9 protein-coding genes are annotated in these 13,721 nt (G+C 44.8%); 2 read left to right on the top strand and 7 right to left on the bottom strand.

Annotated elements, in window-relative coordinates:
• Positions 1-4 precede the first annotated feature (4 nt).
• The 4 genes from GVN20_RS04675 to GVN20_RS04660 all read right to left on the bottom strand — a co-directional run bounded on the left by GVN20_RS04675 (position 5) and on the right by GVN20_RS04660 (position 6,750).
• Positions 5-3,154 (bottom strand): TonB-dependent receptor, encoded by a 3,150-nt coding sequence (locus tag GVN20_RS04675; RefSeq protein WP_166557193.1) that lies wholly within the window; start codon positions 3,152-3,154, stop codon positions 5-7.
• A gap of 266 nt (positions 3,155-3,420) precedes the next feature.
• A complete protein-coding gene (locus tag GVN20_RS04670; protein WP_166557192.1) occupies positions 3,421-4,272 on the bottom strand; it encodes a flavin reductase family protein in 852 nt (283 codons plus the stop codon).
• Between the two features lie 11 nt (positions 4,273-4,283).
• Entirely contained in the window at positions 4,284-5,552 is a 1,269-nt protein-coding gene (gene fahA / locus GVN20_RS04665; RefSeq protein ID WP_166557191.1) for a fumarylacetoacetase, read from the bottom strand.
• A gap of 37 nt (positions 5,553-5,589) precedes the next feature.
• Positions 5,590-6,750 (bottom strand): homogentisate 1,2-dioxygenase, encoded by a 1,161-nt coding sequence (locus GVN20_RS04660; RefSeq protein WP_166557190.1) that lies wholly within the window; start codon positions 6,748-6,750, stop codon positions 5,590-5,592.
• 318 nt (positions 6,751-7,068) lie between these two features.
• Between GVN20_RS04660 and GVN20_RS04655 the strand changes: the two genes are divergently transcribed.
• Complete coding sequence (locus GVN20_RS04655; protein ID WP_166557189.1) at positions 7,069-9,564, top strand: glutaminase family protein; 2,496 nt, start codon at positions 7,069-7,071, stop codon at positions 9,562-9,564.
• Between the two features lie 97 nt (positions 9,565-9,661).
• Here GVN20_RS04655 and GVN20_RS04650 read toward each other — a convergent pair whose 3' ends face one another.
• The 3 genes from GVN20_RS04650 to GVN20_RS04640 form a co-directional block, all read right to left on the bottom strand.
• Positions 9,662-9,799, bottom strand: a complete 138-nt coding sequence (locus tag GVN20_RS04650; RefSeq protein ID WP_166557188.1) for a hypothetical protein — start codon at positions 9,797-9,799, stop codon at positions 9,662-9,664.
• A gap of 23 nt (positions 9,800-9,822) precedes the next feature.
• Positions 9,823-10,554 carry a hypothetical protein gene (locus GVN20_RS04645; RefSeq protein WP_166557187.1) on the bottom strand — a complete coding sequence of 244 codons (732 nt, stop codon included), beginning with the start codon at positions 10,552-10,554 and terminating at the stop codon, positions 9,823-9,825.
• Between the two features lie 161 nt (positions 10,555-10,715).
• A complete protein-coding gene (locus tag GVN20_RS04640; RefSeq protein WP_166557186.1) occupies positions 10,716-12,524 on the bottom strand; it encodes a hypothetical protein in 1,809 nt (602 codons plus the stop codon).
• Positions 12,525-12,770: 246 nt separating this feature from the next.
• Between GVN20_RS04640 and GVN20_RS04635 the strand changes: the two genes are divergently transcribed.
• Positions 12,771-13,598, top strand: coding sequence for a DUF2911 domain-containing protein (locus GVN20_RS04635; protein WP_166557185.1), 828 nt, complete (start codon positions 12,771-12,773; stop codon positions 13,596-13,598).
• Positions 13,599-13,721 lie beyond the last annotated feature (123 nt).

Below are 13,721 nucleotides of genomic sequence, written 5' to 3'. Positions count from 1 at the left end.
GATGTTAAATTGAGAATGAAATACCCATTACCAGCGATTTTGCCGTACTATAAACGTTACTGGTAGTACCGCCAAAGTTTTGTTGAACGTTCATACCGCTACGGCGAGACTTAATAAAGAAGTTTTCGCCGCTCACATAAACCTGCGCGTTTTGAATATACAGTTTTTGGGCAAACAGTTTGGGTATAGTGTAAGAAAGCGTTACCGAACGGATGTTGAGGTAACTGGCATCAATCAACCACCGACTAGAAGCGGCGTTAAAATCAACGGTACGACCAGCGTCCATTCTTGGAACATCAGTTACATCGCCTGGATTCTGCCATCTTTTCAAAATGTCAACGTGTTTGGCATTATGATAACCCGAACCCATCAAACTAGCGTAGGCATCGTCGTAGATTTTACCACCAATTTGATACACCACTAACGCCGACAGTGAAAAGCCTTTGTATCTGATTGTATTTGTAAAACCACCCGTCAGTTTAGGAATAGAAGTACCAAAATAGCCAAAGCGTGCATTGTTTACGTTGGTCGTCACGGTGTCACCTTTCTCCGTAATGCTAGAGTTAGCCGCCTGGAAACTTACCGCTCTGTAAAGGGCTTCGCCAGTGGTCGAATTCACACCCATGTACTCTCTCAACCAGAAATCATAAAGTGATTTTCCTTCTTTGAGTTTCTTCGTACCGTCAATGATTTCGGGGCTTTCGGTTGGCATCTTCGTGATTTGGTTTTTCAGGCTAGTTGCGTTCAGATCAATCGTCCATGAAAATTCTTTGCTTCTGAAAGGAACCAAGCTCAATTCTACCTCAATACCTTTGTTGTACATGGTACCGATGTTTCTGGTTACAGTTGTAATACCCGACGATAAAGGCAAAGGCACATCAAAAATTAGGTTAGAAGAACGGCGGTCAAAGTACTCAATGGTACCCGAAATACGGTTTTTCAACAAGCCGAACTCCAAAGCTACGTCAAATGCATTACTAGATTCCCACTCAAGTTGGGTATTGCCTAAGCTTGACTGCAGAATCCCCGCCTCGGTTGCGTTGTTCCAACCAAGTGCATATAGGGGCTGCCATGCGTAGTTGCTAATCCCCCCATCGTTACCTGTTTGGCCATACGACCCTCTCAACTTGAGCATACTCAACGCTGGAATAGCCTTGATAAAATCTTCTTGGTCTAAGCGCCATGCACCACTAACTGAATAAAAAGTACCCCAGCGAACATCCTTATAAAACTTACTAGAACCGTCTCTCCGGGCCGAAACCGACAAGAAATACTTTTGGTTATAGTCGTAATTTACCCTTGAGAAAAAGCCTTCAACTCTACGGATGTTATACTGTGAGTTCAGGTTGGTAGTAGTGGTAAAGTTTACGAGTTCATAATTACCATCCAAAATTTGCTGCGAACGTGAGCCCGTCAGGTTGTTGTCGGTTGCATTGTAGTTTTCGTGTCCTACCAATGCTTCGATGCCGTGGCTTCCAAACGTTTTGGTGTAATTCAACAACTGCGACAGGTTATAGCTCGTAACGTTCTCAAACTCGTGAGTAGCTCTACCCGCAGGGGCACCATCGCCAATTTCAGGGTTTCCAAAAGTTACGTTGTTACGGTTGGTGATGTCAGCTCCTACATTGGTTGTAAATTTAAAATTTTTCAGGAAAGACAACTCCGCATACGCCCGGCCACCCAGTACATTGCGACGGAAGTAGTTTTGGTTTAGCAACGTTTCAGAAATAGAGTGACGACCACCGTATTGCGGACGGTTTGGAAGGCCCAATGCGCTCAGGTTACCGTAATCCCATCTTCTGTTGCCATTTTCAAGGGTTAAGAAAGACGAAGGATTTGCGGGGTCAAAAGCGTAAATAGGATAAATAGGGGCCATTCCTCTTGAGAAAAAGAAAGGGTTTACAAACGACGTGTTGCCGTCGGCATCCGCCAAGTTAGACTTGGTGATGGTAGCAGCAAGGTTAGCACCTGTTTTAAACCAAGGCTTCATTTGGTTATTAACGCTCAAACGCGCCGTATAACGCTCATAATCAGAACGAATCAAAAACCCTTTATCGCTCAAATACGACAAAGAAAGGAAGTAGTCTGAAGTAGTACCCGAACCCGAGAAATTAAGGCTTATTTCATCCCGATTTCCTTGGCGCATCAATGGTTTTTCCCAGTTCAAATCATCGGCGCTGTAAATCATCGACGCACTTGGGTTCAGTTTTCCGTCTGTACCTACCAATTGCGCAAACGGTACATTATAAACATTGTACCCAACAACCGCCCCCAAGCCAGAGGAAGCATTGGCACTCGCTGTAGCCATCGGAATAGGGTTGGTAGCCCGATAAGCAAAATTGTTACGGTTTGCTTCCCACATCAAAGGATAGTAATCAGCTGGCCCAACGCGGTCATATTCTGGCAATGCTCTCGTGCTAAAGCCTTTGGTGTATTTTACATTGATGGTATTCTGACCTTTCTGACCTTTTTTGGTTGTAATCATCACCACCCCGTTGGCAGCCCGTGCTCCATAGAGTGCCGTAGAGGCTGCATCTTTGAGTATAGTTATGGTTTCGATATCGTCCGTGCTAATGTTGGCAATGTCGGCACTGTAAGGAATACCGTCTACTACGTAAAGAGGAGAATTTGAAGAAGAAATAGAGCCAAAACCCCGGATACGAATATCAGGTGCCGCGCCGGGCTGACCGCTGCCTGCCGTAGCCTGTACCCCAGCCGAAGAACCCGCTAGGGCTTGTCCCACGTTGGTGATGGGCCGAGGCCCTAATTTTTCGGCATCAATTTTAGCAGCCGAACCCGTAAAAGACGTCTTTTTGGCGGTACCAAACGTGGTCACAACCACCTCTTCGAGGTTTGATGCATCAGGAAGCAACTTTACATTGAGTGTAGTTTGGTTACCGACGATGATCTCCTGTCCGGTAAACCCAACATAACTGAACAACAAACGTGCGTTGGCAGGAACATTGATTTTAAAGTTCCCTTCGGCATCGGTGTTTGTACCGCGAGTGGTGCCTTTGATAATAATGTTTACACCCGGCAGAGCGGAACCATCATCGGCAACTACTTTTCCTGTGATTGATTTTTCTTGGGCAATTACATAAGTGCCCGCTATCCCCCCCCAAAGGAGGAGAAAGAGCAGTAAAGCTTTTCTCATTGTGATTTAGTTAGGTGATAAAGTGATGTTGAATTGGAGTTTCTGGTGTGAAAAACCACGCAATTTTAACTAATAAATTCCAATTGCAGGTACTTTTGTTTACTTTTTTGCCTTTTTAGGGTTCCTAACAAAGTTATGAGTGATTAGTAGTTTAGATAAATGAAAATAAAAATATCTAACATTTATATTTTCCCATAACTATTTCATTCTAAGCTAGATATCTTTGAAGGGAGATTTCTCAGAATGATAAATTAAAAGCCCCATCCCTATCCTTCCATTGCCAACAACGCCAGCCAAGCATCTTTTACTTTACCTTCTACAAGCATTTTTTTAGCTAACTGGATAAAGTCTTCCTCCCAATTTTCATTTTTAAAACGCTCTATTTCCTCAACCTCTGGTAATTTTTCAATATTCCCCAAACGCCCCAGTTCATTTCCTGTAAACAATGGATTCGTTTTTATAAAGTCTGGAATTGAATCAACCCCAATGCCTCTTTGGGTACTGGGTTTCGGAATTTCAAACAGGGCATCACCCGAAGCACGTGCGTACCAATCGCCGCCCATGCGGGCTACCCAGTCGGTTTTTCTTTGGTCAATACGACCGTTTTCGTCGAGAATATCTTCCGAAAAATGCGCTAAAATCACTTCGCAAATAATCAGGTTGGCGGCACCACCTTCTTCCCCCAGCGAAATAATCTGCTTGACTTTACACTCAAAAACGGCTTTCGACTCCCCCACCCGAGGTGGTTTTACCAGTTGGGATGGAACTTCTGTAAAACCCGCTTTCACAAACTCGTTGGTGCCTTTCGGATATTCACAACTCGCCAGCGACATCTGCTCAACCATGGTATAATCTACCATGTTAATCACCACTTCGTCCACTTCTTGTACGTTTTCGAGAGTATGTTTATTGGTGGCATCGCGAACACGGCGATTGGGCGAAAAAATAAGCGTAGGGGGCTTAGTGCCGAATAAATTGAAAAAACTAAAGGGACTTAAATTAACGTTTCCGTCTTTATCGACCGTACTGGCAAAAGCAATCGGGCGCGGTGCCACTGCGCCTTGCAAATAATGGTGAATAACGGGAACGGAGACATCTTTCGGATTGATGGTAAGCATGGTGATGAAGGTTATTTTGCTGGCAAGATAGTTGTTTTTACTTCTCCAAACCCTACCCTAATTTCACCTTTTTGTGCAAAACCTCGAATGATAATCGTGTCGAAATCTTCTACAAACTTACGTACCAAACCATTGGGAAGCCTAATCGGATTTTTTCCTCCCCACGTCAATTCCAACAACGACCCGAAGCTGTCGGGTTCTTTACCCGAAATCGTGCCCGAAGCAAGCATATCTCCCACGTTGAGGTTACAGCCATTAATGGTATGATGCGCAATCTGCTGCGCTACGGTCCAGTACATATTTTTGAAATTGGAGCGGCAAAGCAAAAACTCGGCTTGCCCTTTATCCTCTGCTGGTTGAATGTAGACCTCCAGTGTTACATCAAAATTTTGGAGATGTTGTCCTTTTAAATACGGCAAAACAGCAGGAATTTGCGCAGGTGTAGGCACCCGAAAAGGAGCTAGAGCTTCCATCGTAACGACCCAAGGGGAAACCGAAGAAAAAAAGTTTTTTGCCAAAAACGGCCCCAGTGGCACATACTCCCATTTCTGAATATCTCGCGCCGACCAGTCGTTGAATAACAAAAAGCCAAAAACGTGTTCTTCTGCTTCATCGACCGAAATACAGTCACCGATTTCATTACCCGTGCCAATGATGGCAGCCATTTCCAATTCAATATCAAGGCGTTTGGTGGGGCCAAAAATCGGCGGTTGCGTCTCGTCGGGACATGTTTGGCCTTTGGGTCGATGAAAATCAGTACCTGACACAAAAATAGAAGACGCCCGACCGTGGTACGCCACTGGCAAATGTTTCCAATTGGGCAATAACGCATTTTGGGGGTCGCGAAACATGGCCCCGACGTTGAAGGCATGTTGCTCACTCGAATAGAAATCAGTGTAATCACCCACTTTGACGGGCATGTGCAACACCGCGTCTTTTTGGGGAACCAAAAAATCGGAGGCAAAACCTTTGAAAGGGCTACATGGGTCTTCAAAAATTTGCTGTAACACCTGCCTCACTCCCACCCGAACGGCTTTGCCTGCCGCCATAAAGTCGTTGAGAAACTCTTTTTGAAAGACGTTTTTATCAAACTCAACGCCGCCAAAAGCGCCTAAATCGGCCAGTTTGGTCATGTCAATAATCCAAGAGCCAAGCGCCACCCCGACTCTTTTGGGTGTTTTGGGCGTTGAGAAAATACCGAAAGGCAAATTATGAATCGAAAAATCGGAAGCCCCCCAGCCTCCCGAAGGGGGAGTAAGCCAAATCGTGTTATTATTCATTTACAATATATTTTTTGATGTGAACTCCCCTTTGGGGTTAGGGGCTTAACCAACTCTGGTAATACTTTCCATCGTCAATTTTGAGGGCTTCTTCGGTCACCATCAACGGCCTGAAGGTATCAATCATGACGGCGAGCTCGATGGTTTCTTTTTTGCCAATGCTCCGCTCGTACGCACCCGGCGCGGGGCCGTGCGGAATACCGCCCGGATGGAGTGTGATGTGCCCCTGCTCAATGTTGTTTCGACTCATAAAATCACCATCTACATAGTAAATCACTTCATCGGAGTCGATATTCGAGTGATTGTAGGGCGCGGGAATCGCCTTGGGATGATAGTCGTACAAGCGCGGACAAAACGAACACACTACAAACGCGCTCGTCTCAAAGGTCTGGTGTACAGGCGGCGGTTGATGAATACGCCCCGTAATAGGCTCAAAATTATGAATCGAAAAGCCGTAGGGAAAATTGTACCCGTCCCACCCGACCACGTCAAACGGGTGCGTAGGATAAAGCATTTCGTAAATTTTGCCTTGTTTTTTGATTTTCATCACAAAATCTCCCGCTTCATCGTGGGTTTCGAGTTCTTCGGGAAGTTTGTAATCACGCTCACAATAGGGCGAATGTTCGAGCAATTGTCCAAACCAATTTCGGTACCGCTTGGGCGTATAAATCGGATGAAACGACTCAGTAATCAGTAACCGATTATCTTCAGAATCAAACTCGATTTGATAAATAATACCCCTTGGAATGACCAGATAATCACCGTATTCAAACGGAATATTTCCGAGTTGGGTGCGCAGTTTTCCTGAACCACGGTGGATAAACAACAACTCGTCGGCGTCGGCATTTTTGTAAAAATACGAGGTCAATGATTGGCGAGGTGCCGCCAGACTAATATGGACATCACTGTTAACCAACAGTCGAGTTCTGCTTTCTAAAAAATCCCCTTTCGGCGGTACGTCAAAGCCTTTCAGCAGCCGCGCTTTTATTCCCTTTTCGACGGCGATTTTAGGCGAAACATCCGTTTCTGACAAAATCTCTTTAACCATCGTAGGCCGATGCACATGATACATCAACGACGCCATGCCGTCGAAGCCGACCGTGCCAAACAGTTGTTCGTAGTATAGTCCTCCGTCAGGCTTCTCAAATTGAATGTGCCGTTTGGAAGGAATTTTGCCGAGTTTATGATAAATAGGCATAATCTTTCTTAATAAGATACAATAAAGTATGCGCTAAATTACAAAATAAAAATGCTAAGGCAATAATTGCCTTAGCAAATAAATACAAATCATAATATCTGGCCAATTACGAATACACATTTCTTTAGAGCACAACCATGAAGACTGAAGACTTTATTTACAATTTTCATGGTTACGTATCATTATTTATTCCAAGATACTCGCAAAATCTTAGCACTACTATAAAGGCCGCTCATTTTAAATTGAGTATAACCATCAAACAAATGTTTTTATAATCTAACGCCATATCTTAGAATCCAATAAAGCACTCCAAAACCCATGCAACAACGAATTTATGCAAATGCCGCATTTGGCTATTCGCTCTGCCTCATTGCGCTTTTCTCCCTCACCCTCCAAGCCCAAACCCTCCGCCCACCAGCCTACCCACTCATAACCCACGACCCTTATTTCAGCATTTGGTCGGAGGGCGACCACCTGACGGATGTAGCTACTACCCACTGGACTAGCAAGCCGCAATCCATGGAAGGGATTGTGCGCGTAGATGGCAAAGCCTATCAATTTATGGGTGCAACGCCCATCCAATATAAATCCGTTTTATCCACGGGAGCCGATGCCAACGTTTCGGTCAAATATACCTTTGAGAAGCCCAGCGAAAGCTGGAAAGAAAGCAATTTTGACGATGCTAAATGGCAAACGGGGCGGCTTCCGTTTGGTTCACACACCGACCGCAGCCACCTGTCTTGGACAAAAGGCGGAGTTTGGATTCGGCGCAGTTTTGATTGGGACGGCCAAACCGACCCAAGCGCCCTTCGACTTATGCTGGCTTACAATGACGAAGTGGAAGTGTTTCTCAACGGGATTCCCCTCTTTGAACACCACAGCGTAGCCGAAGATTATCGTCCGTACACTATTCCCGCCAAAGCACTGCAAACATTAAAAAAAGGCCAAAACCTGTTGACGATTTATGCACTGCACACCAGCGGAAATGCCTTTATTGACGCGGGCCTTGCCCAAGAAATTAAAGCCGAGCCGCTTCCATTGGCCGAGCAAACCAAGGCCGAACTTACCGCCACCAAAACAACGTATAGTTTCAGGGCGGGAGGAATAAATCTGACGGTCAGTTTTTTGTCTCCTCTTTTATTAAACGACCTTGAAGTAACCGCGCGGCCCGTCAGCTACATCACTTATTCGGTGCAATCCAACGACGCCAAACCCCACGATGTACAATTATTTACGGGAATAGCAGGCACCGTTGCCACCAACTTACCCAATCAAGAAGTAGTAACAAACAACGGTAAAGCAACCAACCTAAACTGGCTGTCTATCGGCACCAAAGAGCAACCGTTGCTCAAGAAAAAAGGCGATGATGTACGCATTGATTGGGGCTATGCCTACTTAGCGGTTCCTCAAAACCCCCAAACCCAACTCGCAAGCGGTGCATTTAGGATGTTGAAAGAAAACTTTGTTAGTAATCAAACCTCATCGACGGCGGTTGCTGCGGGTACGGCCGCCGACATGGCCGTAAGTGCAGTTGTTAACGTTGGAAAAGTAGAAAACACGCTTAAAACAAGTCATTTGCTCGTGGCATACGATGACGTATACTCGGTTCAGTATTTTGGCACAAACTTGCGCCCGTGGTGGAATAGAACGGGTAAAGTGACCATCGAACAACTCTTGACACTGGCCGAAAAAGAGTACCCCGCTATTCAACTAAAATGTGCAGCATTCGATAAAACCATTGAAAACGACGCCTTCAAAGTGGGCGGCAAACAATACGCTGAACTCTGCAACCTAGCCTATCGGCAAGCTATTGCTGCCCACAAAATAGTGGCCAAACCCAACGGTGAGCTGTTGTTTTTCTCAAAAGAAAACTTCTCCAACGGCTCCATCGGCACCGTAGATGTAACGTACCCTTCGGCTCCGTTGTTTTTGGCGTACAATATCGAGTTGATGAAAGGAATGCTGCGGCCTATCTTTGATTACAGCGAAAGCGGCCAATGGACCAAACCCTTCCCTGCGCATGATGTAGGAACCTATCCACTAGCCAACGGACAAACTTACCCCGAAGACATGCCCGTGGAAGAAGGTGGCAATATGCTCCTACTCACGGCCGCCGTCGCCGCCGCTGAAGGGAACGCAGATTTTGCCAAACAACACTGGAAAACGCTCTCTACTTGGGTGGAATTTCTAGAAAGGGATGGGTTCGACCCCGCCAATCAGCTTTGTACCGACGATTTTGCGGGACATTTGGCCCGTAATGCCAACCTTTCCATCAAAGCTATTTTGGGGATTGCCGCTTACGGACAGCTTGCTCATAAAATCGGAGACGCGGCTACTGGCAAGAAATACCTCGACTTGGCCCTCAGCCTAGCCACCCGTTGGCAAACAATGGCCGATGTGGGCGACCACTACGCCCTGACGTTCGACAAGGGCAATACATGGTCACAGAAGTACAATTTGGTTTGGGACAAGCTGTTGAAATTTAACGTTTTCCCCCCTTCGGTGGCGGAGAAGGAAATCAAATATTACCTCAAAATACAGCAACCCTACGGCCTACCGCTCGACAGTCGCAAGACCTATACCAAATCCGACTGGATTTTGTGGACGGCCGTACTGGCGCAATCGCCCGCTGATTTTCAATCCCTGATGCAGCCGGTTTGGAAATTTGCCAACGAGACCCAACCTCGCACACCCCTTACCGATTGGCACGAAACCCCCAACGCCAAGCGTGTAGGTTTTACCGCCCGCTCGGTCGTGGGAGGGTATTATATGAAAGTGTTAGAGGAAAAACTGGCGAAAAAGCAGAAGAAGTAAATGCTACAACCCTTGGGCTGTGTAGTTGCATAGCCCAAGGGACAGATGCAAAGATATAGGCTCAAAATTCAATAAAACACTTTTCCCTAAATTCTTGCTAAAATTTTAAATGATCTTCCTTCCATTTTACTTTACCAAAATATTTGCTGGTATCTAATCCGACCGGTTTAGGTTGCGCTTTTTTGAGTTTTTTCTCAATTTCAGCGGGAGGAGTATTTTTGGTGATTGTAGTCATGATTTTAATATGATTTAATGCATTTAGAAAAAACGACGGTACTTTTCAGGAGTAATATCTTCCCCGTCTCGTATCATAAGAACACTATTCCATGTCCCAATACCAAATCGATTAGCGTCAAAGTCAATATATTTTTCCTGAACAGTTTTACCCGCTAATTGCTTTGTAATGTACATCCTTGATTTGGTTGTAGCAGGGCTTCTGTAAAATTTACCCCGCACAATTACAGTGTTTTCATCAAACCCTACAGGCCTTTTTTTTGTCAAAAATTTACCTGTTAAAGTTACAAATTCGTATTCCCACCAATCACGAGTTATCAACGTAAATTTACGTTCCTCATCCTGTAATTCAAAATCCAATAACCACTCAAAGTGACCTATACTTCTTCTTATCATTAAGCTGTCAACCTGAAAATCCTTCCAACTGTAGGTAGAAGTATGATGGCCATCTTCATAAAAAAAGAGCATTTTCTCAGAATCATTTGGTTTCTCTCCAACTGGGTAATCATTTATAAAAATTACTTTTCTGCAATCATTTGTAACAATTCCTTCTTTACTATAGAAACCACTGTCTGGAATTGAATAAATAGGCTTTATAGAACCATTAGTAAACATTTCCCATTTTAATTTCTTTCTGATACTCTTATTCATTTTCAAAACACATCCATTGTATTTACTTACAAAGAAGCTATTAAGCCTTGGCTCATCAAATGAACTGCAAAGAAATACAAGAATGATTATTGCAACTTTATTCATAATCAAAATTCCTTAGGATGTAATAATTTATCAATTTTACAATTAATGAACAAATCTGTTTACTAACCTCTTTCTTTTTCTACAGTTTTAAACAAAAAAGTGGTCAGCAAAACTTGCGGACCACTAGAAACAATTAAACCCACTAAAAAAATATCCTACGTTTAGGCATTTACTGGAACGGGCACCGTCTTATTTCTTATCGTGTTTTCAAACTGATTTAACTCCTCCTTCATCTCTTCCAGATAACGTTCAGCTTCGTTTTTGAGTGAGGGAAGGAGTTCTTTGTAATAAGCAACACCTTGCAAAAGATTGTTTTGAAATAGTTGCAGATAGCGTACCTTCTTGGTGGTTAGATTGTCCGCACTTTTCTTCAACTCATCGTCAAAGTATTTTACGTACATTCTTAATTCATTCACAAACAGGTTGGAACGCTTCACGGAGTTGAGCAAGTTCAGGCGCCCATAAATGTGGTCAACCATCTGCTGCAACGTAAAAACCCCCGAGAAATACGCCAAATTAGGCCCCGGACAAATCGTCACGGCGTTGAGGTTGTGCGCTGGTTTGAGCCCTTCACTCAACAACGCCGACGCGCCCAGCCCTTCGCAAAGGCAATCCTTTTCCGTTACTTCCGCCAACTGCGCTTCGTAAACTTCCGGCGAAAGATTTTGTTCTTTCAACTGATTGATTTTCAGATGTTGGTATTGGCGCGAAGCCGCACAAATCGGAATTTCGGTAAACTCGGTATTGGCCACCAAAAACTTTTTATAGCAAGGACTTCCCGGACGGTTCTTCGCAATCCGTGCCGCCAACTGATGCTGAGCGGTACTTTTCCGAAAGTTATTGAACGGAATCCCTAGCGGCGAGGCATGGCTCAAATAATAATCATCAGGCTTAGCGGTAGCCAGTGCCTGGAGCGTATTTTCGTCGACACTCGTGGCTTCGGGCACCAACAAAAAGGGACTACCCCAACCCGTGGCATCGGCCTGATAATAGTCGAGCAAAAAGGCATTTTCGTGGGCCGTGCCAATGCCTCCCTGCACCGTGACACGTAGCACAGGTTGGGTTTCAAACGTAGGTACGCCTTTGGTCGTCAAGGCTTGGTTGCACATCGTCCACAGCTCTGCGGCCAATGCTTCTCGATTGGCTTTAAATTCCTCCATGATTGGCCCCAACAATAAGCCATCGGTCGCAAACGCGTGTCCGCCGCAGTTCAATCCCGATTCAATTCTGAATTCTGACACCCACAAACCCTTTTTAGCCAATATTTTTCCTTGGGTCAGAGCCGAGCGGTAATCGCTTACTTTCAATACAATCTTCTTTTTTAGGTAGCCTTTTTCATCGGGGAAAAAGTCACTGAAAGTATCAATATATGCGTACAAACGCGGGTTGTATCCAGCCGAAAAAACCACTGAAGATTCCAAATCACTTTGGGCGAATCCCCTTAAACTGGAAAGGGCGTCCGAAAACTCCTTGGGCAACATTTCTCCGTCTTTGGTGTAATTATTTCTGTCTACCTTCGCCATGATGTTGACATCAATCGCCCCCGGTTTGATTTCTCCCCGCAATTTTTCCTGCAACTGTGCTTTGGCCTCACCTTCCTCCAACGACATCATGTTTTGATAAAGCGCCTTGACCGACGAATCGTCGGGGAGGAGTTCGAAGTATTTTACAATTTCGGTACCCATCACAAACGGCAGATTTCGGAGCTTTTCTACCTGTTGCGTCACAATCCGATTGACAAGATTGAGATATGACTGAATTCGTTTGGCGCGCCAATCCTCCACCTGCTCAGTGATCGGAACAAAAGTCTCATTTACCCACGGGCTGTACAACTCGCGGAGGCGTTCCATCAGTTCGTCTTCAATGATAGAAATAACTGACGAAATCCCAAACCTCGCCACTTTAATGGGCGATTCCATCGTAAATCCCAGCCCCATGACGGGAATATGAAATGTATGTTGTGTTGACATGTGGAAAACAGTGTTTTAATAAATGATTCGACGAAGGGATATAAACTCATTCCCAACCTTTCAAAAATCGACATTTCTCTGCATGAAAATGATGATATAAATCAGTACTCACTTGCGTTATTCAAGCAAATGCTTCACTTTAACTTCATTTTTTTGAATTATTTGGCTGATAATTGAGTTTACACTTCTGCCAACAGTCGATAGACTACGCACATTACTTATCAAAACAAAACCCTCAAAAATCAAATGAAAAAAGTTGTTGTACTTCTTTTTGTCCTATTTTCAGTAGGCGCATCGGCCCAGGGAATCAAGACACCCGCTCCCAGTCCAACCCAAACCCTCAAGCAGGACTTTGCGCTTTCTTCCATCGAAATCACTTATTCTCGCCCCGCCGCAAAGGGCCGCAAAATTTTTGGTGATTTGGTGCCTTTTGGTAAAATCTGGAGAACAGGTGCCAACGCCGCCACCAAAGTGACCTTCGGAGAAGACGTAAAAGTGGGTGGAGTGCCCGTAAAAGCAGGTTCGTACGCTATCTATTCTGTACCGACTGCCAACGAATGGGAAATTATCATTAACAAAGGTGCCAACAACAGTGGTTTAACGGGCTATAAAACTGAAGATGATGTAGCTCGCTTTAAAGTAGAGTCGATGCAATTGCCGATGATGATTGAGAATTTTACCATCATTTTGGGTAACCTCACCGCCTCTTCGGCCGACATTCAAATCCTGTGGGAAAATACCGCCGTACAGATACCAGTAGTGGCTGATATTGACGCTAAAATCATGGCACAAATCAACACCGCCATGACCGTAGATAGCCGCCCGTATTTCCAAGCCGCCAGCTATTATTTTGACAACGGCAAAGACATCAACAAAGCGCTGGAATGGGCCAACAAAGCCGTTGAAGCACAACCTACGGCGTATTGGGTAATGCACCTGAAAGCCAAAGTACAGGCTAAAGCGGGCGACAAAGCAGGCGCAAAAGCCACCGCCATGAAGTCGATGGAAATGGCTAAACAAGCCAAAAACGACGATTACGTGGTTCTTAACCAAAAGCTGATTGCGGGGTTATAATTTAAAATTCGTCAATGAATATAGAAAAGCCCTTCCCAATAATTGGGAAGGGCTTTTCTATATTCCTCTATGGGCTACCCTTTTTTATATTTTGTAAGAGCCATGGCGGCAAAGTCCGCGATG

It is taken from the genome of Runella sp. CRIBMP (assembly GCF_009905605.1).
Lineage (GTDB): Bacteria > Bacteroidota > Bacteroidia > Cytophagales > Spirosomataceae > Runella.
This window is presented reverse-complemented; position numbering and strand designations above follow the sequence as displayed.

Coding starts and splice junctions, on each gene's coding strand:
- GVN20_RS04675 (WP_166557193.1), bottom strand. CDS start 3,154: ATGAGAAAAGCTTTACTGCTCTTTCTCCTCCTTTGGGGGGGGATAGCG.
- GVN20_RS04670 (WP_166557192.1), bottom strand. CDS start 4,272: ATGCTTACCATCAATCCGAAAGATGTCTCCGTTCCCGTTATTCACCAT.
- fahA (WP_166557191.1), bottom strand. CDS start 5,552: ATGAATAATAACACGATTTGGCTTACTCCCCCTTCGGGAGGCTGGGGG.
- GVN20_RS04660 (WP_166557190.1), bottom strand. CDS start 6,750: ATGCCTATTTATCATAAACTCGGCAAAATTCCTTCCAAACGGCACATT.
- GVN20_RS04655 (WP_166557189.1), top strand. CDS start 7,069: ATGCAACAACGAATTTATGCAAATGCCGCATTTGGCTATTCGCTCTGC.
- GVN20_RS04650 (WP_166557188.1), bottom strand. CDS start 9,799: ATGACTACAATCACCAAAAATACTCCTCCCGCTGAAATTGAGAAAAAA.
- GVN20_RS04645 (WP_166557187.1), bottom strand. CDS start 10,554: ATGAATAAAGTTGCAATAATCATTCTTGTATTTCTTTGCAGTTCATTT.
- GVN20_RS04640 (WP_166557186.1), bottom strand. CDS start 12,524: ATGTCAACACAACATACATTTCATATTCCCGTCATGGGGCTGGGATTT.
- GVN20_RS04635 (WP_166557185.1), top strand. CDS start 12,771: ATGAAAAAAGTTGTTGTACTTCTTTTTGTCCTATTTTCAGTAGGCGCA.